The 21385-nt window shown below is 73.1% G+C and carries 13 protein-coding genes; 5 read left to right on the top strand and 8 right to left on the bottom strand.

Annotated elements, in window-relative coordinates:
- Positions 1-451 precede the first annotated feature (451 nt).
- The gene (locus ACWCV3_RS25155) at positions 452-5395 is read left to right on the top strand and encodes an NAD-glutamate dehydrogenase (RefSeq protein WP_451228343.1); all 4944 of its coding nucleotides are present in this window, start codon (positions 452-454) and stop codon (positions 5393-5395) included.
- Between the two features lie 205 nt (positions 5396-5600).
- The gene (locus ACWCV3_RS25150; protein WP_451228393.1) at positions 5601-6998 is read left to right on the top strand and encodes a hypothetical protein; all 1398 of its coding nucleotides are present in this window, start codon (positions 5601-5603) and stop codon (positions 6996-6998) included.
- Positions 6999-7005: 7 nt separating this feature from the next.
- Here ACWCV3_RS25150 and ACWCV3_RS25145 read toward each other — a convergent pair whose 3' ends face one another.
- From ACWCV3_RS25145 to ACWCV3_RS25130, 4 genes are all read right to left on the bottom strand, one after another.
- On the bottom strand, positions 7006-8664 hold the full coding sequence (locus ACWCV3_RS25145) for a glycosyltransferase family 2 protein (protein ID WP_451228341.1): 1659 nt from the start codon (positions 8662-8664) through the stop codon (positions 7006-7008).
- Positions 8661-10859: a CDP-glycerol glycerophosphotransferase family protein gene (locus ACWCV3_RS25140; RefSeq protein WP_451228339.1), complete on the bottom strand. Its 2199-nt coding sequence runs from the start codon at positions 10857-10859 to the stop codon at positions 8661-8663. The genes ACWCV3_RS25145 and ACWCV3_RS25140 overlap by 4 nt, the downstream gene beginning before the upstream one ends.
- Positions 10860-10963: 104 nt before the next feature.
- On the bottom strand, positions 10964-11794 hold the full coding sequence (locus tag ACWCV3_RS25135; RefSeq protein WP_451228337.1) for an ABC transporter ATP-binding protein: 831 nt from the start codon (positions 11792-11794) through the stop codon (positions 10964-10966).
- Positions 11787-12695 carry an ABC transporter permease gene (locus tag ACWCV3_RS25130; protein WP_451228335.1) on the bottom strand — a complete coding sequence of 303 codons (909 nt, stop codon included), beginning with the start codon at positions 12693-12695 and terminating at the stop codon, positions 11787-11789. Before ACWCV3_RS25130 ends, ACWCV3_RS25135 begins: the two co-directional genes overlap by 8 nt.
- Positions 12696-12872: 177 nt before the next feature.
- On the opposite strand from ACWCV3_RS25130, the gene ACWCV3_RS25125 reads away from it, so the two are divergent.
- Positions 12873-13496 (top strand): TetR/AcrR family transcriptional regulator, encoded by a 624-nt coding sequence (locus tag ACWCV3_RS25125; RefSeq protein WP_451228332.1) that lies wholly within the window; start codon positions 12873-12875, stop codon positions 13494-13496.
- On the opposite strand, the gene ACWCV3_RS25120 is transcribed toward ACWCV3_RS25125, so the two are convergent.
- Positions 13493-15157 carry a glycosyltransferase family 2 protein gene (locus ACWCV3_RS25120; RefSeq protein ID WP_451228329.1) on the bottom strand — a complete coding sequence of 555 codons (1665 nt, stop codon included), beginning with the start codon at positions 15155-15157 and terminating at the stop codon, positions 13493-13495. The two genes, ACWCV3_RS25125 and ACWCV3_RS25120, sit on opposite strands and share 4 nt — an antisense overlap.
- Before the next feature lie 16 nt (positions 15158-15173).
- Complete coding sequence (locus ACWCV3_RS25115; protein ID WP_451228326.1) at positions 15174-16439, bottom strand: glycosyltransferase 87 family protein; 1266 nt, start codon at positions 16437-16439, stop codon at positions 15174-15176.
- Positions 16440-16593: 154 nt separating this feature from the next.
- Here ACWCV3_RS25115 and ACWCV3_RS25110 point away from each other — a divergent pair, with 154 nt between their 5' ends.
- On the top strand, positions 16594-18162 hold the full coding sequence (locus ACWCV3_RS25110) for a glycosyltransferase family 39 protein (RefSeq protein ID WP_451228323.1): 1569 nt from the start codon (positions 16594-16596) through the stop codon (positions 18160-18162).
- Here ACWCV3_RS25110 and ACWCV3_RS25105 read toward each other — a convergent pair.
- Entirely contained in the window at positions 18104-18613 is a 510-nt protein-coding gene (locus ACWCV3_RS25105) for a MarR family winged helix-turn-helix transcriptional regulator (protein ID WP_451228320.1), read from the bottom strand. The genes ACWCV3_RS25110 and ACWCV3_RS25105 overlap by 59 nt on opposite strands.
- A 129-nt stretch (positions 18614-18742) precedes the next feature.
- Between ACWCV3_RS25105 and ACWCV3_RS25100 the strand changes: the two genes are divergently transcribed.
- Positions 18743-19156, top strand: a complete 414-nt coding sequence (locus ACWCV3_RS25100) for an organic hydroperoxide resistance protein (protein ID WP_161146327.1) — start codon at positions 18743-18745, stop codon at positions 19154-19156.
- 9 nt (positions 19157-19165) lie between these two features.
- Here the strand turns inward: ACWCV3_RS25100 and ACWCV3_RS25095 are convergent, their stop codons facing one another.
- Positions 19166-21382: a bifunctional glycosyltransferase/CDP-glycerol:glycerophosphate glycerophosphotransferase gene (locus tag ACWCV3_RS25095; protein WP_451228317.1), complete on the bottom strand. Its 2217-nt coding sequence runs from the start codon at positions 21380-21382 to the stop codon at positions 19166-19168.
- Positions 21383-21385: the final 3 nt, after the last annotated feature.

The following is a 21385-nucleotide window of genomic DNA, read 5'->3' as shown; positions in this document are numbered from 1 at the left end:
CCCTGGCGCGAATACGCCACCGACGCCCTCGCCGCCGCTGTGCAGAACGTCAAACTTCACCCCCCGGTTTTGTACACATACGGCTCATGACGGGGCCCCCGTCGGGAGCGATAGCCTTGTGGCGTGATCAGCGCGATATCCCGCGGGGACGGCACAGTCCCTGCCCTGCGCCCGGACCGCACGGACGAGCTCCGTGACCGGGCGGCGGTCGCTGGTCCTCTCGGGCGGGACAGCTCCCGGACGCCGGGGACGGCATCCGGTACGACGGTGCGGAGCGCAGCGTCGCCTCCGGCAACTCTGTCGACAATGGCCGAAATCCCCCCGCCCATCTCACCTCGCGGCATAGCGTCGGAACGGACCGGACACCTCGGGCCGTGGCGTCATACCGGAGGGGAAGAGACCGTACTTCCTTCTACGTCACGCAACGGCGCGCGACAGGAGCCAGAGGACAATGCAGACCAAGCTGGACGAAGCCAAGGCCGAGCTGCTCGATCGGGCCGCTCGGGTAGCTGAGAACAGCCCGCTCGGGGGGCACCTACCGACCGGGACCACGAGCGAGGGCACCTCCGGCACCCCGGACAGCGAAGCGGTGCTCGCGTTCCTCCAGCGCTACTACCTGCACACCGCCCCGGAGGACCTCGCCGACCGCGACCCGGTCGACGTCTTCGGTGCCGCGGTCTCCCACTACCGTCTCGCCGAGACCCGCCCGCAGGGCACGGCCAACGTGCGGGTGCACACCCCGACCGTGGAAGAGAACGGCTGGACGTGCAGCCACACCGTCGTGGAGGTCGTCACCGACGACATGCCCTTCCTGGTCGACTCGGTGACCAACGAGCTGACCCGCCAGGGCCGCGGCATCCACGTCGTGATCCACCCGCAGGTCGTCGTCCGCCGCGACGTCGCCGGCAAGCTGATCGAGGTCCTGCCCACCGGCCCGCACGGCGAGCTGCCCCACGACGCGCACGTCGAGTCCTGGATCCACGTCGAGATCGACCGCGAGACCGACCGCGCCGACCTCAAGCAGATCTCCGCCGACCTCCTGCGCGTCCTGTCCGACGTGCGCGAGGCCGTCGAGGACTGGGAGAAGATGCGTGAGGCGGCCGTCCGCATCGCCGACGGCCTGCGCGACGAGCCCCGCCCGGCCGACCTCCCCGCCGCCGAGGTGGACGAGGCCCGCGAGCTGCTGCGCTGGCTCTCCGCCGACCACTTCACCTTCCTCGGCTTCCGCGAGTACGAGCTGCGCGGGGACGACTCGCTGAGCGCCAAGCCCGGCACCGGCCTCGGCATCCTGCGCTCCGACCCGCACCACTCCGAGGACGACGAGCACCCGGTCAGCCCCTCCTTCGAGCGGCTCCCGGCGGACGCCCGCGCCAAGGCCCGCGAGCACCGCCTGCTGGTGCTGACCAAGGCCAACAGCCGGGCCACGGTGCACCGGCCGTCGTACCTGGACTACATCGGCGTCAAGAAGTTCGACGCGCACGGCAACGTCGTCGGCGAGCGCCGCTTCCTCGGGCTGTTCTCCTCCGCCGCGTACACCGAGTCGGTGCGCCGGGTGCCGGTGATCCGGCGCAAGGTCGCCGAGGTGCTGGAGCGGGCCGGGTTCTCGCCCAACAGCCACGACGGACGCGACCTGCTCCAGATCCTGGAGACCTACCCGCGCGACGAGCTGTTCCAGACCCCGCCCGCCGAGCTGCAGTCCATCGCCACCAGCGTGCTGTACCTCCAGGAGCGCCGCCGGCTGCGGCTCTACCTGCGTCAGGACGAGTACGGCCGTTACTACTCGGCCCTGGTCTACCTGCCCCGCGACCGTTACACCACCGGCGTCCGGCTGAGGATCATCGACATCCTCAAGGAGGAACTGGGCGGCATCAGCGTCGACTTCACCGCCTGGAACACCGAGTCGATCCTGTCCCGGCTGCACTTCGTCGTCCGCGTCCAGCCCGGCACCGAGCTGCCGCAGCTGTCCGACGCCGACAAGGAGCGCATCGAGACCCGCCTGGTCGAGGCCACCCGCTCATGGTCCGACGGCTTCGCCGAGGCGCTCAACGCCGAGTGCGGCGAGGAGCGCGCCGCCGAGCTGCTGCGCCGCTACAGCAACGCCTTCACCGAGGGCTACAAGGCCGACCACTCCCCGCGCGCCGCGGTCTCCGACCTGGTGCACCTGGAGCGGCTCAGCAACGACAAGGGCAACGACTTCTCGCTCAGCCTGTACGAGCCGGTGGGCGCGGCCCCCGGTGAGCGCCGTTTCAAGATCTACCGCAAGGGTGACGCGGTCTCCCTCTCCGCCGTGCTGCCGGTCCTGAACCGGCTCGGCGTCGAGGTCGTCGACGAGCGCCCCTACGAGCTGCGCCGCACCGACCGCAGCACCGCGTGGATCTACGACTTCGGCCTGCGTCTGCCGCAGACCGCGGGCGGCGCCGACCACCTCGGCGAGGACGGCCGCGAGCGGTTCCAGGACGCCTTCGCCGCGACCTGGACCGGCCAGGCGGAGAACGACGGCTTCAACTCCCTCGTGCTGAGCGCCGGGCTGACGTGGCGGCAGGCGATGGTGCTGCGCGCCTACGCCAAGTACCTGCGCCAGGCGGGCTCCACCTTCAGCCAGGACTACATGGAGGACACCCTCCGCAACAACGTCCACACCACCCGGCTGCTGGTGTCCCTGTTCGAGGCCCGGATGTCCCCGGACCGGCAGAAGGCCGGCCTGGAGATCACCGACGCCCTGCTGGAGGAGCTGGACGCCGCGCTGGACCAGGTGGCGAGCCTGGACGAGGACCGCATCCTGCGCTCCTTCCTCACCGTCATCAAGGCCACCCTGCGCACCAACTTCTTCCAGGAAGCCCGCGACGGCGGCCCGCACGCGTACGTGTCGATGAAGTTCGACCCGCGGGCCATCCCCGACCTGCCCGCCCCGCGCCCGGCGTACGAGATCTGGGTGTACTCGCCGCGGGTCGAGGGCGTCCACCTGCGCTTCGGCAAGGTCGCGCGCGGTGGCCTGCGCTGGTCGGACCGGCGCGAGGACTTCCGTACCGAGATCCTCGGCCTGGTCAAGGCGCAGATGGTGAAGAACACCGTCATCGTGCCGGTCGGCGCCAAGGGCGGTTTCGTCGCCAAGCAGTTGCCGGACCCGAGTGTGGACCGGGACGCCTGGCTGGCCGAGGGCATCGCCAGCTACAAGACGTTCATCTCCGCCCTGCTCGACATCACCGACAACATGGTGGCCGGCGAGGTCGTCCCGCCCCAGGACGTGGTGCGCCACGACGGCGAGGACACCTACCTGGTGGTCGCGGCCGACAAGGGCACCGCGACGTTCTCCGACATCGCCAACGAGGTCGCGCAGTCCTACGACTTCTGGCTCGGGGACGCCTTCGCCTCCGGCGGCAGCGCGGGCTACGACCACAAGGGCATGGGCATCACCGCGCGCGGTGCCTGGGAGTCGGTGAAGCGGCACTTCCGCGAGCTGGACCTGGACACCCAGTCCGAGGACTTCACCGTCGTCGGCATCGGCGACATGTCCGGCGACGTGTTCGGCAACGGCATGCTGCTCTCCGAGCACATCCGCCTGGTCGCCGCCTTCGACCACCGGCACATCTTCATCGACCCGGTCCCGGACGCGGCCACCGGCTACGCCGAGCGCCGCCGTCTGTTCGAGCTGTCCCGCTCGAGCTGGGCCGACTACGACACCTCGCTGCTGTCGGCGGGCGGCGGTATCTTCCCGCGCAGCGCGAAGTCGATCCCGCTGAACCACCACATCCGTGAGGCGCTGGGCATCGAGGAGAAGATCTCCAAGATGACCCCGGCCGACCTGATGAAGACGATCCTCAAGGCGCCGGTCGACCTGCTCTGGAACGGCGGCATCGGCACCTACGTCAAGTCCTCGGCGGAGACCGACGCCGACGTCGGTGACAAGGCCAACGACGCCATCCGCGTCGACGGCGCCGACCTGCGTGTCAAGGTCGTCGGCGAGGGCGGCAACCTGGGCCTGACCCAGCTCGGCCGGATCGAGTTCGCGCTCCAGGGCGGGCGGATCAACACCGACGCCATCGACAACAGCGCCGGTGTGGACACCTCCGACCACGAGGTGAACATCAAGATCCTGCTCAACAGCCTGGTCACGGACGGGGACATGACCGTCAAGCAGCGCAACAAGCTGCTCGCGGAGATGACCGACGAGGTCGGCGCGCTGGTCCTGCGCAACAACTACGCGCAGAACACCGCCCTGGCCAACGCGCTCGCCCAGTCCAAGGACATGCTGCACGCGCAGGCCCGGTTCATCCGGCACCTGGTGCGCGAGGGCCACCTCGACCGGGCGCTGGAGTTCCTGCCCACCGACCGCCAGATCCGTGAGCGGCTGAACCAGGGCCAGGGCCTCACCAGCCCCGAGACCGCGGTACTGCTGGCCTACACGAAGATCACGGTCGCCGAGGAGCTGCTGCACACCTCGCTGCCGGACGACGAGTACCTGCGCGGGCTGCTGCACGCGTACTTCCCGACCGCGCTGCGCGAGCGGTTCGCGGAGGCCATCGACGGCCACCCGCTGCGCCGGGAGATCACCACCACCGTGCTGGTCAACGACACGGTGAACACGGGTGGTACCACCTATCTGCACCGGCTGCGCGAGGAGACCGGCGCTTCGCTGGAGGAGATCGTCCGCGCCCAGACCGCGGCCCGTGCGATCTTCTGCTCGTCCCCGGTGTGGGACGCGGTGGAGGCGTTGGACAACCAGGTCGACGCGGCCGTGCAGACCCGGATCCGGCTGCACTCGCGCCGGCTGGTCGAGCGCGGTACCCGCTGGCTGCTGAACAACCGGCCGCAGCCGCTCCAGCTCGCCGAGACCGTGGAGTTCTTCGCGGACCGGGTCGAGCAGGTCTGGCAGCAGATGCCGAAGCTGCTGCGCGGCGCGGACCTCGAGTGGTACCAGCACGTGTACGACGAGCTGTCCGACGCCGGTGTCCCGGCCGAACTGGCCACCCGCGTGGCCGGGTTCTCGTCCGCGTTCCCGGCACTGGACATCGTCTCGGTGGCCGACCGCACGGGCAAGGAGCCGCTGGACGTGGCCGAGGTCTACTACGACCTCGCCGACCGGCTGCACATCACCCAGCTCATGGACCGCATCATCGAGCTGCCCCGCGCGGACCGCTGGCAGTCGATGGCCCGCGCCTCCATCCGCGAGGACCTGTACGCGGCGCACGCGGCGCTCACCGCGGACGTGCTCGCGGCGGGCAACGGCACCTCCACGCCGGAGCAGCGCTTCAAGGCGTGGGAGGAGAAGAACGCGCCCATCCTGAGCCGGGCCCGCGCCACGCTGGAGGAGATCCGCAGCTCGGACGCGTTCGACCTCGCCAACCTCTCGGTGGCGATGCGCACGATGCGGACGCTGCTGCGCACGCACGCGTGACCGGCACCGCCTGAGCGGAGGGCGCCCCCGGACCGGAGAACCCGGCCGGGGGCGCCCTTGTCGCTTTCCGGGTGATCTGTCCGTTTCGGATAGGGTCTGGCCCGTGACAGCGAACCTCACCGGGTCCCGCGCGCGGAGCGGCCGTGCGTCGCGGGACGCCCCGTCACTGGTGGCCGTCGCCCTCGCCGCGCTCGTCCCGCTGCTGATGCTGCTGGCCGTGGTGCGCCTTCCCTGGGCCGGTGACCTGGGCATACACGCGGCGACCGTGCAACGGCTCCGGCACAGCCTGTTCGACCCAGGCAATCCCCTGGTCGACGCGGACACCCCGAGCCCGTACTACTCGCCCTGGATACTGGCGCTGGGCCTGCTCGCCCGGCTGACCGGGCTGGGAGTGTTCGTGGTGCTGCGGATCGGTGCCCTGGTCGGGCTCGGGCTGCTGTTCACCGGGGTGTGGCGGTACACGCGCACGCTCAGCGCGCACCGGGCGGCGCCCGCGCTCGCCCTGCTGTGCCTGGTCCTCCTGTGGGGGCCCGACCTGCTCAACTGGAGCGGCTTCGTCGGTCTGAACTCCCTCGCGCTGACCGTCGCGTACCCCAGCGTCTTCGCGCTCGGGCTCTCCTTCCACTTCTGGGCCTGGCTCACGACCACTCTCCACGCGTCCCCGAGCCGGGCCCGCTGGGCCGGCCTCGGCGCGCTCTGGGCACTGATCCTGCTGTGCCACCAGTTCACCGGCGTGGTCGCCACCCTCGGGGCGCTCGCCACGGTCCTCGCCGCCCGACCGGACCGCCGGGTCATCCCGAGGCTCGCCGCCGCGCTCGCCGTGGGTATCGTCCTGCTGTGGCTGTGGCCGTACTACGACTTCTTCGCGCTGTTCTCCGCCGGCACCGGGCTTGAGGCGATCCACCGGTCGCTCTACTCCGACCTGCCCGGCCGGTTCGGGCTCGCCCTGCTCGGGGTGGTCGCGCTCGTCCTGCGCGGCCGGCGCGACCACCGGGACCCGCTGGTCCTGTTCTTCGTCCTGGGCGCCCTGCTGTTCGCGGCCGGGGGGCTCACCGGACACTACTCCTGGGGCCGCGCCGCGCCCGCCGCGCTGATCCCGGCCCAGCTCGCGGCCGCGCTGGAGACCGTGTCGGGCGGGCGGCGGGCGTTCCGGCTCGGCTGGGCCGGCCTGCTCGCCGCAGCCCTGGCCGTGGGCGCGTGGGGCCAGGCGGGGATGCTCGGCTATGTGGTCCCGCGCGACGCCCTGCCCGCCCCGGTCGCCGCCAAGTACCGTCCGCCGTGGGTCGGTTACCACTGGATCACGCCCTGGGTCGGCTACGGGCAGGTGGTGATGGCCCGTACCGTGCCGTCCCGGCAGATCCCCGCTTACGGCCCGTACACCGTGGCGCCCGGCTACCCGGACGTGTTCCTGCCGGACCAGGGCGGCCGGGACGCGGCGGTGGAGCGGTACTTCGACGCGGGCACCTCCTCCGGCACCAGGCGGGCCATAGCGCGCCGGTACGGGGTGCGCTGGGTGATCGGGCCGGCCGCCGACGCGGAGCCGTGGCTGCGTCCGGTGACGACCGGCCCGTCCGGACAGGTGCTCTACGAGGTGCGCGGCTGAGCGAGGGTCACTTCAGCGCGCTCGTCACCAGCCGGAGGGCGTTGCGCACCCGCGGCCGGTCGATCCGGCGCACCACCGGCCGCAGCACCCGGGCCGTGATCCCCACCGGCTGCCAGCGGATCTGGAGCCGGCCGGGATTGCGGCCCTCCGGCTCGACCCTGATCCGGTGCGCCGCGCCGCCCGACTCCACCCGCGCGGTCAGAGCGGGGAAGGAGAGCGGTGCCAGCAGCAGCCCGGAGTGCGCGAGGCCCTGCTGCCGGAGCCTGACCTGCGGATGCCGTACCCCCTCGAAGCCCTGCAGGGGGAGCCGGGCCCGGGCCGGGTCCAGCCGGACCCGGCCCTCGAACACGCCGGGCCGCACCGGGTCCAGCCGGAAGGGCACCGTGAGCCGACGCCGGCCGGGGGAGAGGAGCAGCCCGGCCCGCTGCGGGCCCACCGGGAGCCGCAGTCCGGGATCGTAGGTGCGCACCGTCAGGGTCAGCGCGGTGCCCGGGCCTGGGCGCAGGTCGGTGATCTCGTGCCGGAAGAAGGCGGTGGAGAAGGGGCGGGTCTCCAGCTCCAGGTCGGTCAGGTCCAGCTCCCGGCGCCCCCGCTCGGTCGCGGGCACCGAGTGGCCCCAGTAGGGCGTGCCGTCGGCGCCGGCGGTGATCTCGCGGGGCGCCACCGGGTGCCCCAGGCCGCGCGCGGCGAGCCGGACCCCGTCGAGGTCGCCCTGGCGCAGCAGCTCCAGCACCACCCGCTCGGGGCGGGGCAGCCGGGCGTAGGCGCCTTCGGCGAGGGTGCCGAGGTACGGGTTCATGATCTCGGCGAACTCCGCCAGCCAGGCGTCGTCCCGGTAGGGCAGGTCGCCCGCGTACATCCGGAAGTCGTGCTTGAGGAACTTGAAGTCCTTGTCCTCGCGCAGCCCCGCCTGCCCGTTCTCCACCAGGAAGGCGTCGATGAGGCGCTGCACGTGCACCCGGTCGGCGACGTTGGAGATCTTGTGCCGCTGGTTGGAGATGGAGGCGCTGGCCTCGGCCGCGTACGGCTCGATGTACCAGGTGTAGACCGGGTCCGGGATGATCGTGAACGCCCGCGCGAGACCGTACGCCTGGGCCGAGAAGAGCTGGTCCTCGTAGTGGATGCCCTCGGGGAAGCGCAGGTGGTGGCGGTCGAGGAAGGCGCGGGCGTACATCTTGCTGGTCGACAGGTGCTCGAACAGCAGCCGGGGGTCGGCCGCGATGCCGTCCAGGGTGCGGCGCTCGCGGACCAGGTGCGGCATCCAGGTGGTGCGGCGGCCGTTGTCCACCCGGACCCGGCGCACCGCGCCCATGGTGAAGTCGACCTCGCGCTCCCGGTGCGCGGCGAGCAGCGACGCGACGGCGCGGGGCGGGAGTTCGTCGTCGCTGTCGAGGAACATCAGGTACGGGGCGCGGGCGATGTCGATGGCCCGGTTGCGAGGGGCGCTGCACCCGCCGCTGTTCTCCGGCAGGCGCAGGTAGCGCACCCGGCTGTCCTCGGCGGCCAGCCGCCGGGCCACCTCGGGGGTGTCGTCGGTGGAGTGGTCGTCGCTGATGACGATCTCGATGTTCTCGTGGGTCTGCGCGCGCAGGGAGGCGACCGCGCGGGGCAGCCGGGCCGCGTCGTTGTAGACGATGACGGTGACCGTGACGTCGGGGGTCGTCATCCTTGGAGCTCCTCGGGCGTCGGGGCGGGGATACGTTCCTCCAGCGGAACGACGGGCGGCAGCGCCTCCTCCGGCTCGCCGAGGAACACCCGCCGCACGACCCGTTCCGCCGCCCGGCCGTCGTCGAACTCGCAGAAGCGGCGCCGGAACGCCGTGCGGGCCTTCGTCGCGGTCTCGTCGCGCCAGGCGCCCGAGGTGAGGATCTCGGTCAGCTCCTCCTGGGTGCGGGCGACCCGGCCCGGAGCCTCGGCCATCAGGTCGAAGTAGACCCCGCGCGTGGTGCGGTAGGTCTCCCAGTCGTCGGCGTGCACGACGATCGGGCGGTCCAGGTTGGCGTAGTCGAACATGATCGACGAGTAGTCCGTGACCAGCACGTCGGCCGCCAGGCACAGTTCCTCGACCGGGTCGTAGGTGGAGACGTCGACGATGCGGCCGGTGCGGCGCAGGCCGGTCAGCGGGGAGGCCGCGCCGCCGCCGTAGAAGTAGTGGGCGCGCACCAGCAGCACGGTGTCCTCGCCCAGCCGGTCGGCGAGGGTGGCGAGGTCCAGGCGCGGGGTGAACCCGGCCTCGTAGTCGCGGTGGGTGGGCGCGTAGAGGACGGCGGTGCGGCCGGGCGGGATGCCGAGGCGCTCGCGGGCGGCGCGCACGTCGGCGGCGGTGGCGGTGTAGAACACGTCGTTGCGCGGATAGCCGTGGTCCAGCGAGGTGTAGCGGGCCGGGTAGGCGCGCTCCCACATGCGGGTGGAATGGCTGTTGGCGCTGACGCTGTAGTCCCACTTGTCGATCCGGGACAGCAGCGCCGCGAAGTCGAGCCCCTGGGCCGCCGCCGGGTGCTCCCGCTGGTCCAGGCCCATGCGTTTGAGGGGGGTGCCGTGATGGGTCTGCAGATGGACGGCGCCGGGGCGCTTGACCACCGCGTTGGGGAAGTTGACGTTGTTGACCAGGTACGTGGCGGTGGCCAGCGTCTCCCAGTAGCGCCGGGTGCCGGGGACGACGTGGTCGGTTCCGTGGGGGAGGAGGGCCGCGTTCTCCTTGGTCACCACCCACACCGGGCGGATGTGCGGGGCGAGTTCGGCCAGCTTGGCGGCGATGGCGGCCGGGTTGCAGGCCACCCCCCGGTCCCAGTAGGCCGCGAACACGGCCAGGTCCGGATCGAGCGGGCGGGTGAGCGCCCTGCGGTACTGCTGTTCGCGCAGCCGCACCCCGAGCCGCCGTCTGCGGGCGCGGACCGCCTTCCTGGCCGCGCGCCGGGTGCGGTTGGCGGTCTGCAGCGCCCGGTACCTGGTGTACGCGCCCTCCTCCAGCAGCGCGTGCCGTACGCCTTCCAGGCCCGCCGGGCGCTGGTGCTCCTCGGGGCGCCAGCGGACGGCGGCGGCCGAGGCGCGGCGGAAGAACTCGCGGGCCACCGGTTCGGGCATGCCCTCGCGCGCGAAGACGCGCACCAGATCGCGCACCATCAGCCCGTACAGCACCGCCCGCACCGGGCGGCGGCCCTCGGTGAGGGCGAGCAGGCGCTCGTAGCGGTCGATCAGGGCGTAGCGGTCCTCGGGGGTGCGCGGGGGCAGGCTCTCGCGGCGCAGCCGGCGGTCGTCGTAGGCCGTCTGGTCCAGGCAGGCCACCTGGCCTGCGCGGAGGAGGGCGGCCTGGGCGACGAAGTTCTCGTCGCCGCCGGAGAACTCCACCTCGTGCTCCCGCCAGAACGCGGCGCGCACCGCGCGGGTGCCGAGCAGCGGGGCGAGACGGAGCAGGTCGGGCGAGTCGTCCAGGGTGACGGCGGCCCGGCCGGCGCCGGCGAGCAGGCGGCCGTCGCGGGAGGGGACGGCGGTGGTGCACCAGGTGGTGGTGACGTGGTCCAGCAGGACGACGTCGGTGCGCTCGTCCAGCTCGGCGGTGCGCTCGGCCAGCAGCCGGGGGGCTCCGGCGGGCAGCCCGTCCTTGGCGTGCACGAAGTGCAGCCAGCGGCCGGAGGCCCGCGCGGCCCCCGCCGACCGGGCCTCGGCGTCCGGCGTGCCCCCGGGCAGCGGCACGGTGACCGTCTCCGGTGCGTGGCCCTCGGCCGTCTCCCGCGCCCAGTCGCCGACGGCCGCGACGATCACCTCGGTGTCCGGGAGCGGATGGGCGTCCAGGGAGTCGAGCAGTCCCGCCAGATGCCCCTGTGTGTTGGGCCCGTAGACGATGACGCTGAGTTGGGGCATCTGGAGGGGCTCCTTCGGCTCTTCGTCCCGGCGGTCACCTTTCATAACATACTGTCATTACATGACCGAAAGGGATATCCACGCGTGAAGCGGAAGCCCCCGTACTACTTCTTCTTGCGGTCGCCCGTGAACGCCTCGTACTCCTTCAGCACGTCCTCGGTGGCGCCGTCCATGCGCAGCTCGCCGCGCTCCAGCCAGAGCACCCGCTCGCAGGTGTCGCGGATGGAGTTGTTGTTGTGGCTGACCAGGAAGACCGTGCCGGCGTGTTTGCGCAGCTCGCGGATGCGCGCCTCGGAGCGCTTCTGGAAGGAGCGGTCGCCGGTGGCCAGCGCCTCGTCGATCAGCAGGACGTCGTGGTCCTTGGCGGCGGCGATGGAGAAGCGGAGCCGGGCCGCCATGCCCGAGGAGTAGGTGCGCATCGGCAGGGTGATGAAGTCGCCCTTCTCGTTGATCCCGGAGAAGTCGACGATGTCCTGGTAGCGCTCCTTGATCTGCTCGCGGGACATCCCCATGGCGAGGCCGCCGAGGTGGACGTTGCGCTCTCCGGTCAGGTCGCTCATCAGGGCCGCGTTGACGCCCAGCAGCGAGGGCTGGCCGTCGGTGTAGATGTGGCCGTTCTCCACCGGGAGCAGGCCGGCCACCGCCTTGAGCAGGGTGGACTTGCCGGAGCCGTTGGAGCCGATCAGGCCGATCGCCTCACCGCGGTGGGCGACGAAGGACACCTTCCTCACCGCGTGCACCCGGCGCACCCCGGCCGCTTTCTCGGCCTTGCCCCGGCGCAGGATGCGGTTGAGCGCGGCGGTGGCCGAGCCCCGGCCCGCGCCGGTGCCGTTGACCCGGTAGACGATGTCGACGCGGTCGGCGACGACGGTGGGGACCCGCTCGGCGCTCGCGTCCTCGGGGGCAGGGACGGGGGAGATGGTCTGCTCAGCCACGGCCGTAGGTCTCCTCAGCCTTCCAGAAGTAGATGAAGCCGCCGATCCCGGCGGCGACCGCCCAGCCGGCCGCCGCCGCCCACACGTGCGGGGGCAGCTTGTCGGCGCCGAAGCTGTCGATCAGCGCGAACCGCATGAGGTCGATGTAGAGCGCGGCCGGGTTGTACTCCAGCAGCAGCGCCATCACCCGCGGCTGGTCCTCGGTGTGCTGGTCGATGCTCCACATCACGCCGGACACGTACATCCAGGTGCGCAGCAGGAACGGCATGAGCTGGGCGATGTCCGGGGTCTTGGCGCCCATCCTGGCCAGCACCATGGACAGGCCCGCGTTGAAGACGAACTGGAGCACCAGCGCGGGCAGCGCCAGCAGCCAGGACGCCGAGACGGGCACGCCCACGCAGAGGATGATCCCGAGCAGCGCGAGCATCGAGAACAGCAGCTGCTGGAGCTGCTGGAGGCAGAACGAGATCGGCAGCGCGGCGCGCGGGAAGTGCAGCGCCCGCACCAGGCCGAGGTTGCCGGAGATGGCCCGGGTGCCCGCCATGATCGAGCTCTGTGTGAACGTCCACACGAACACGCCCGTCACCAGGAACGGGACGAAGTCGGCGACCCCGCGCTTGGTGCCCAGCAGCACGCCGAAGATGAAGTAGTAGACCGCCGCGTTCAGCAGGGGGGTCATCACCTGCCAGAGCTGGCCGAGCTTCGCCTGGCTGTACTGCGCGGTCAGCTTGGCGGTGGCGAACGCGGTGATGAAGTGCCGCCGGTCCCAGAGCTGCCGGACGTACGCCGGCACGGAGGGGCGGGCGCCGCTGACGGTCAGGCCGTGCCGGGCGGCCAGTGCCGCCAGGTCACCGTCGGCCGGAACCTGCATCGGGGGCGGTGCGTCGAGGACCTGGCTCACATCCGCTGCTTTCGACTCGGGTGGTGGGGAAGCGCGCTGCGGTCGTTGCCCGCCGTTTCCGCACGCTTTCCCGTACGTTTACTTACGTCGGGACGGGACCGTATCGTCGTAACGGGAGAGTAGGCCCATCCGAGGACGGAACGCAACCGTTGCGTCGTCCCGCCTATGCTGGTGGGCATGACCACCAACGCCGACGAACCCCCGGCGCGCCCGCGCCGCGCCCCGGCCGGGGCCGCCGTGCTCCGGGAGGACGTGACGGAGGCGATCCGCGCGGCCGTCTTCGAGGAACTGGCCGCCGTGGGATACGCGCGGATGTCCATCGAGGGCATCGCGCGCCGGGCCGGTGTCGGCAAGACGGCGGTGTACCGGCGCTGGCGCTCCAAGCTGAACCTGGTGCTGGACGTGGTCTCCGCGATGGCGGTCCTTGGCCTGCCCGCGCCGGACACCGGCTCCCTGGAGGGCGACCTCCGGCTGCTGTACGAGGTGATGTCGCGCGCCCTGCGCCACCCGGTGGCCTCGCAGATCATCCCCGACCTCCAGGCGGAGGCCGCCCGCAACCCGGAGATGGCCGAGACCCTCCAGAAGGCCGTGCGGGACGGGCAGGACGGGGTCGCGTCCAGGATCGTGGCGGCGGCGCGGGAGCGGGGCGAGGTGAGCGCGGACGGCGACCTGGACCTCGCCCTCGACCTGATCTCCGGCCCGCTCTACTGGCGCTCGGTGATCATCCGCAGCCCGAAGCTGCCCAAGGGCTACCTGGCGAATCTGGCGAGGGCGACGGCGGGCGCGCTGAAGGCGCTCTAGGGCATCTCGTCCGGATCACGCCGGGCCCGCGGGGTCCGGCCCGATCCGGACGAGGGCCCCTGGCCCAGCATCCTTTGCAGCCGGCCCCGCGCCACCCGCACCGCTCCCGCCGGGCCAGTCGCCAGGCGCAGGGCGAGGGCGCCGGAGTGGGTGGCGTAGGGGTGGGCGAGCAGGGCCAGGTGACGCGCGCTGGGCAGTGCGCGTCTGCGCAGGTGGGGGCTGTCGGTGCGGGCGTGAGCGGTGATGTCCCGGTGGGCGCCGTCCTTGAAGTGGACGGTGAGGCACAGGTCCCGGACCCCCGCGCCCAGCGCGTGCAGGTCGACGGCCGCCTCGGCGGTCCAGGGGCCGTCCGGCGCGGGGACCAGGGGCAGCGTGATGTGCCGGACCGGACGGCCGGTCCCGCGGTCGTGCCAGCGGGCCGTCACCGCCAGCGGCCCCGCCTCGGCCAGGCGGCCGTACAACTCGTGCAGGCGCAGCCGGAGCCGGGCGCCGCGGGCGTGCGGGGCCAGCTCGGCGTCCATGGCGCAGGGCAGCGCCTCGGTCGGGCAGGCCAGCAGCGGGGTCAGGTCGACGCCGGGACACGTCCGCGACCAGACGGGCGTGCCCTCGGGGGTCCGGGCGTAGGGAGGGAGCAGGCGGGCCGGGCGGGCGGCCAGTTCGCGCAGCCGGGGCAGGTCGGACGGCTCGGGGGACTCCAGCAGGAACCGGCCCAGCAGGGTGCCGGGCGCGGCGGGGTCGCGCGCCCAGTCCGCGGCGTCGTACCCGGCGAGGTACGCCCGGGTGTGCGCCCACCAGGCGTGCTGGTACCCGGGGTCCCGCAGGCCCAGTTCGCGCAGGTACATGCGCAGTTCGTGGTCGAGGAACTTCGCTCGCGCCGCCCGCGCCAGTTCCGTCTCACCGGCGTCCCGCAGGATCCCGTACGCCTCGGCGCAGGCGCGGGTGCGGGCGTGCCAGTTGCCGATGTGCTCCCGGTCCAGGGAGAGCGAGAGCTGCTCGGCTGCCCGGCGGACGTGCCAGACGTAGACGAGGTCCGGGACCAGGGCGACGCGGGGGGCGGCGGCGAGAACGCGGGCGGTGAAGACGAAGTCCTCGTAGAGGTAGCGGCCCTCGGGGAAGCGGATGCCGTTCGCCCGGAGGAAGCCGGTGCGGTACAGCTTGTTGACGCACAGGGTGTCGTGGACCAGACGCGGGCGTTCGGCGGGATGACCGATCAGCGCCGCCTCGGCGAACAGGCCTGCCTGCCAGGGGTGTTCGCGGCCCGAGGGCAGCTCCCTGCGCACGCACAGCCCGGCGCTCACCTCGGCCCCCGTCTCCGTCGCCGCCCGCAGCAGCGCGTCCACCGCGCCCGGAGGCAGCAGGTCGTCGCTGTCCAGGAACATCACGTACGGCAGGGTCACCGCGTCGGTGCCGGTGTTGCGCGGGGTGCCGCAGCCGCCGCTGTTGACGGCGTGCCGGATCACCCGCAGCCGGGGCTCGCCGGCCGCGAGCCGGTCCAGGATCTCGGCGCTGCCGTCGGTGGAGCGGTCGTCCACCGCGATGACCTCGCCCACCGCCGGACCCTGGTCGAGAGCGGAGCGCACGGCGTCGGTGACATGGGCGGCGTCGTCGTAGCCGATGACCACGACGGCGACCCGGGGCGCGGCTTCGGGCATGGGGTCCATGGTCGCTGCCGGGCCGTCAGGAGCCGGTCAGGGCGCGGTCCGGGACCCGGCCAGGTTCCGGCAGGGCGCGGCTCGCGGGCACGTCGGCCGGCGGCCGGGTGGACCGCCACAGCCGGACGAGGGACAGCACGGCGGCGGCCAGCAGCAGCACGTTGCGGGCGAGGATGAGCAGGCAGCCCGGCCAGGTGCCGTGGATGACCGCGCCGTAGTTCATCGGGAAGACCAGGGTGCTCACCCCGGTGGCGACGAGGACCAGCACGGCCACCGGGCGCTGGCGGGTGTGCCGGGAGGTCAGGCAGACGGCGGCCAGGCCCAGCAGCCAGATCAGGTACTGGGGGCTGATGACCCGGCTGGTGACGGTGAACAGCAGCACCGCGCTGAGCGCCGCGTCGTACGGCGTCGCCGGGGAGAAGCGCCGGGCCCGCAGCCGCCACACCACCAGCAGTACGAAGGCGGCCCCCGTCAGCGCCAGCGAGGCGGTGGCGACCGTGTGCACGTGGGGCCCGACCAGCTCCATGGAGCCGTACTGGTAGCGGACCGTGCCGGACCAGCCCGCGTGCCGGGCGAGGTTGAGCGCGGTGCCGCCGAGCGACTCCAGCTGGACGCCCCGGCCGCCCTGTTCGCGCAGGAAGCCGAAGGGGTCGGCGAACAGCAGCGCGAGGACCGCGAGGGAGGCGCAGCCGGCCGCCGTCGCCCACGACCACGCCGAGCGGGTCGCCCGTCCGCGTGACACGCCGAGCAGCACGAGCGCCGGCCAGACCTTCACCACCGCGCCGAGCGCGCCGAACACCCCGGCCGTGCGCGGCGACCGGCCGAGCGCCAGCAGAGCGGCCACGCCGAGCGCGGTGACCTGGACGTCGTAGCGCGCCAGCGGCATGTGCAGCAGCAGCGGAAGCCCGCCCACCCAGAGCGCGGCGCCGGCGAGACTGCGCCCGGTGCGCCGCCCGGCGACGGCCAGCGCCACCGCCACGGCCGCGTCCGCCACCAGCGTCAGCAGCACGAACGCCCGGAAGTACGACAGCCCCGGCAGCAGTCCCGGCGCCAGCAGCACCAGCCCCGCGCCCGGCGGGTACTGCCACAGCGTGTCGTGCGTGGGGAACGTGCCGTGCGACAGGAGGCCGTACCAGTGGAAGTACAGCCGCCACACCTCGCGCGACACCGAGCCGCCGCCCAGTACGTGCGCCGAGCCGAGGACGATGAGCCCCAGCATCAGCGCGCGGGTGGCGAGCCAGCCGGCGACGAGGGCGAGGACCGGACCGGAGGTGACACGGAGACGGTTCATCGCGTGGGAGCCTAATCCGCGCGGATGGTGTATCCCTGCCGATACGCCGTCAATGATCGGAAAAGACTGTCACATCGCAAAAGATCGGGCCGTGGTGGACGTCGGGCCTCTGGTGGAAACGCAGCCGCCCCGGGCGGCTGGAAGAACGGCGGTCGTGCCGGGCGGCGCGGGCGCGGAGCGGACCGTCCGGGTGCCCTGGCACGTCCGGTGGGGCGCGCCCGTGTGCCTGCCCGCGCTGGTGATGCTCGGGCTCGGGCTGTGGGGGGTGGACCGGGGCGGAATATGGCGCGACGAGGCCGTCACCTTCCAGGTCGCCCGCCGCTCGGTGCCGCAGATCTGGCGGCTCCTGCACGGCGTCGACGCGGTGCACGGCCTGTACTACCTGCTGATGCACGCCGTCCTCGCGGTTCACCCGGACGAGGTGGTGCTCCGGCTGCCCTCGGTGTGCGCGGCGGCCGTCACCGCCGCCCTCGTCGGCGAGCTGGGCGTCCGCCTCGCCGGACCGCGCGTCGGCCTGTGGGCCGGACTGCTGTACGCCGCCTCGCCGCTGGCCGGCCACTACGCCCAGGAGGGCCGCTCGTACGCGCTCGTGGCCGCCGCGGCCACCGGCGCGACCCTGCTGTTCGTCCGCGGTGTGCGGACCGGCGCCTGGCGGGCCTACGGCACGGTCCTGGCGGTCACCTGCTGGCTGCACGAGTTCGCCGTGCTGCTGCTCCTCGCCCACGCGGCGTCCCTCGCGCTCGCCCGCCCCGGCTCCCGGATCTGGCGGGGCTGGGGGAGCGCGGCCGGGCTCGTGGTGCTCACCCTGCTGCCGATGGTCCTGGTCTCGCACGCCCAGTCCGCCCAGCTGGCCTGGGTCCGCCCGCCGACCTGGGCCACCGCCGGGAGCCTGCTGCGCTGGTTCCTCGGGCCGGGCGAGGGCGTGTACTGGACCTGCCTGGTGCTGGCCCTGCTGGGCCTGCCCGGCCTCGCCGGCGGGCCGGGGCGGCTGACCTGCGCGCGGGTCGGACTGCCGCTCGCCCTGGTGCCGCCCGCCGCCCTGATGCTGGTCTCGCAGCTCTCCCCGCTCTACGTCGACCGGTACGTCCTCTACGCCCTCTCCGGCGCCCCCCTGCTGGTGGCCGCCGGAGCCGACCGGCTGGCCCGGCACGCCGCCCGGCTGCGGCTCCGGGTGCCCCGGCCGCCGGTGCCGGCCCTGACCGGGGCCGCGCTGGCCGCCCTGGCGCTCTGCCTCCAGCTCCCGCTGATGAGCGCCGACCGCGACCCGGCGTGCCGTCCGGACGACCTCGCCGCCGTGGCACGGGTCGCCGCGCGGGAGGTGCGGCCCGGTCAGCCGGTGCTGTTCCTGCCCACCCAGGCCCGCAACGCCGCCCTGGCCTACCCGGGCGCTTTCGCGGGCGTGCGCGACGTGGCGCTCGACGAGCCGGGCCCCGAGGCCGGGACCCTGTACGGCAGGGAGGCGGACGCGGCCGAACTGCGACGGCGGCTGTCCGGCCTGGACCGGGTGTGGGTGGTGGCCGACCGGGACCTGCTGGCCGGCCGCTGGAGCCCGAGCGGGCCTGCCGAGCGGGCCAAGATGACCGTGCTGGCGCAGGAGTTCATGCCCGCCGAGGAGTCGGCCGACGGCGACGCGAGCGTACGGCTCTACGTCCGGCGCATCGCCCTCAGTGCGCTGCCCGGTCTTGCTCCAGTTCCCGTACCGCGGCGTCCAGCGCGCCGGTGAGCCGGTCGAGGCGGTCGCGCAGCTCGCCGATCTCGGCCGGGTCGGCGCCGGTCGCGGCGGCGATGCGGCGCGGCACCTCCAGGGCCCGTTCGCGCAGCGCCGTCCCCTCGCCGGTGAGCGTCACCCGCACCGAGCGCTCGTCGCTCGCGTCGCGCTCCCGGCGCACCAGGCCGGCGCCCTCCAGCCGCTTGAGCAGCGGAGAGAGCGTGCCGGAGTCGAGACGCAGGTGCTCGCCGAGCTGCTTGACGGGCAGCGCGCCCCGCTCCCACAGCACCAGCATCACCAGGTACTGCGGGTAGGTGAGCCCGAGGTCCCTGAGCAGGACCCGGTAGACGCCGTTGAAGGCGCGGGAGGCGGCGTTCAGGGAGAAGCAGATCTGCCGGTCCAGGCGGAGCCAGTCCGGGTCGGCGTCGGTGGCGGGGCCGGCCGGCGGGGTGGGCGAGACGCTCATGACACCCAGGATAGCGGGACGGCCGCGATTTGGTTGTGCACAACTTAATTGTGTGCTCTACTCAAGGGCGAGGGCGGCGGTCCTCCCCGGCCCGCCGCCACCGACTTCTTCGAGAGGACCGGTCTCCCCATGGACGCGCTCTACACCGCCGTCGCCACCGCCACCCACGGCCGCGAGGGCCGTGCCGTCTCCTCCGACGGCCGGATCGACCTGCCGCTGGCCATGCCGGCGGAGCTGGGCGGCGACGGCCAGGGCAGCAACCCCGAGCAGCTCTTCGCCGCGGGTTACGCCGCCTGCTTCGGCAGCGCCCTCGGCCTGGTCGGCCGCCAGGCCAAGGTGGACGTCTCCGACGCCGCCGTCACCGCCGAGGTCGGCATCGGCAAGGAGGGCGAGGGCTTCGGTCTCAAGGTGACGCTCCGCGTCGAGCTGCCCGACACGGTGGACGAGGCGACCGGCCGCAAGCTGGTCGAGACCGCCCACCAGGTCTGCCCGTACTCCAACGCCACCCGCGGCAACATCGAGGTCACCCTCGTCGTCGAGTGACCTCGCCTCTCACGAGGACCATGTGAGCTGATCGGCTCCCACGGCCGGGCCGGGGATGCGCGCCGCACCGGCGGCGGGCATCGCCTCGCCGAGCAGCAGGGTGCGCACCACCCGCTCGGCGGCCCGGCCGTCCTCGAACTCGCAGAAGCGCGCCCGGAAGTCGGCCCGCAGCGCCGCCGAAACCCCGTCCCGCCACGCCCCGGACCCGAACAACCCGGCCAGCTCCTTCTGCGAGTAGGTCACATGGCCCGGCGGCCGGGCGGTGATGTCGAGATAGGCGCCCCGGCTCGCCCGGAAGGTGTCCCAGTCGTCGGCGTGGACGACGACCGGCCGGTCCAGGTTGGCGTAGTCGAACATGATCGACGAGTAGTCCGTGACCAGCGCGTCCGAGGCCAGCATCACCTCCGCCGCGTCCGGTTCGTCCGTCGCGTCGACCACCACGTGGCGCCGGGCCAGCTCCGCCAGCCCCGCCCCGCGCGCCGGGCCGTTCGCCAGTGACGGGTGCAGCCGCACCACCAGCGTGTGCCCCGCGCCGAGGTCCGCCGCGAACGCCGCCAGATCGATCCGCTCCACGTGGCCGCCCCGGACGTGGTCACGCCGGGTCGGCGCGTACAGCACCACCGTGTGGTCCTCGGGGATGCCGTGCCTCGCGCGGAACTCCCGGCCCCGGGAGGTACCCGCGCCCACCAGGACGTCGTTGCGCGGGCTGCCGGTGCGGACCGAGGTGAAGTGGCAGGGGAAGGCCCGCTCCCACACCAGCTCCGCGTGCCGGTTGGCGACCAGGCCGTAGTCCCACCGGTCCGCCCGGCGCAGCATCCGGGGCACGTCGAAACCCAGCCGGGCACCGGGCCGGTCCAGCAGATCGGCGCCCAGGTACTTCAGCGGGGTGCCCTGGTGGGTCTGGATGTGCGTGGCACCGGGCCGCTTGGCCAGCGCGCCGGGCCAGTTCACGTCGTTGACGAAGTACGCCGCCCGCGCGGTGACCTCCAGATAGCGTCGCGAGCCCAGCAGCACGTGATCGGTGTCCGGGGGAAGGGTCGCCGCCGTCTCCTCGTCCCGCACCACCCACACCCCGCGCAGCCGGGGCGCGATCACCTTCGCCGCCCGGTACACCGCCGCCGGGTCGCCGAGCATGCCCTGGTGCGAGGACGCCGAGTACACCACCAGGTCCGGGTCGAGCGGACGGCGCGACTGCACCGCCGACCAGCCGCGCCGGGCCCGCGTTCCGGCCGCCGTCCGCAGCCGCGCCGCCCGCCGTCCGGCCTCCCGGCCCGCCTGCGCGGCCCGGCGCCGCAGGAGGTACGAGCCGTAGCCGCCCTCCAGCACACGGATCTCACCCTCGGCGCGGGTGCCCTCCGGCCGGTGGGTGCGGAACATCTCCGCCGTGCGCCGGAAGAACTCGGCCTTGTCGCCCGGCGGCAGCCGGTCCGGCTTGGCCAGGATGTCCAGGCAGTGCTCGCCCATCTTGCGGTGCAGATACGGCCGCCACCGCCACAGCTGCGGGTTCGCGTCGACGAAGGCGAAGACCCGCTCGTACTGCTCGTGCACGTCGAAGTGCTTGCGGCTGGTGGTGGACAGGATGTTGCCCTGCCTGCGCTGGCGGTAGTGCAGGCAGATCCGGTCGAGCGTGGCGATCCGGCCGGCGCTCAGCATCACCGGGAACGTCCAGGGGGTGTCCTCGTAGTAGCCCGGAGGGAACGCGAAGCCGTGCCGCGTGACGAAGTCGCGGCGGTAGACCTTGTTCCACACCACCATCAGCAGGTCGAGGATCTCCGGCCGCTCGGCCGCCGTGAAGGTGCCGTCCCCGGCGGCGAGGACATGGGACAGGACGTTGCGGCGGGTGCCGCCCCACCAGTAGGTGCGGGCGTAGTCGAAGACCAGCACGTCCGGGTCCCGGGCCTCCGCGAGGCGGCTGGCGACGGCGGCGAGGGCGCCCGGCGTGAGGGTGTCGTCGCTGTCGAGGAAGAGCAGGTAGTCGCCGGTGGCGTGCGGCATCCCGGCGTTGCGGGCCCGGCCGAGCCCGACGTTCTCCGGCAGGTGCAGCACCTTCATCCGGGGGTCGCGGGCGGCGTACTCGTCGAGGATCGCGCCGCAGCCGTCCGGGGAGCGGTCGTCCACGGCGATCACCTCCAGGTCGCCGAAGGACTGCCCGAGCACCGAGTCCAGGCACTCGCGCAGGAAGCCCTGCACCTTGAAGCAGGGGACGATGACACTGAAGCGGGGCACGGC

This window comes from Streptomyces sp. NPDC001781, assembly GCF_053596035.1.
The sequence above is the reverse complement of the archived record's forward strand: the minus strand, read 5'-3'. Positions and strand labels throughout refer to the sequence as shown.

Bases quoted from the DNA above. Each gene is read 5' to 3' on its own strand.
- ACWCV3_RS25155 (WP_451228343.1), top strand. From the start codon at position 452: ATGCAGACCAAGCTGGACGAAGCCAAGGCCGAGCTGCTCGATCGGGCC.
- ACWCV3_RS25150 (WP_451228393.1), top strand. From the start codon at position 5,601: ATGCTGCTGGCCGTGGTGCGCCTTCCCTGGGCCGGTGACCTGGGCATA.
- ACWCV3_RS25145 (WP_451228341.1), bottom strand. From the start codon at position 8,664: ATGACGACCCCCGACGTCACGGTCACCGTCATCGTCTACAACGACGCG.
- ACWCV3_RS25140 (WP_451228339.1), bottom strand. From the start codon at position 10,859: ATGCCCCAACTCAGCGTCATCGTCTACGGGCCCAACACACAGGGGCAT.
- ACWCV3_RS25125 (WP_451228332.1), top strand. From the start codon at position 12,873: ATGACCACCAACGCCGACGAACCCCCGGCGCGCCCGCGCCGCGCCCCG.
- ACWCV3_RS25120 (WP_451228329.1), bottom strand. From the start codon at position 15,157: ATGGACCCCATGCCCGAAGCCGCGCCCCGGGTCGCCGTCGTGGTCATC.
- ACWCV3_RS25115 (WP_451228326.1), bottom strand. From the start codon at position 16,439: ATGAACCGTCTCCGTGTCACCTCCGGTCCGGTCCTCGCCCTCGTCGCC.
- ACWCV3_RS25105 (WP_451228320.1), bottom strand. From the start codon at position 18,613: ATGAGCGTCTCGCCCACCCCGCCGGCCGGCCCCGCCACCGACGCCGAC.
- ACWCV3_RS25100 (WP_161146327.1), top strand. From the start codon at position 18,743: ATGGACGCGCTCTACACCGCCGTCGCCACCGCCACCCACGGCCGCGAG.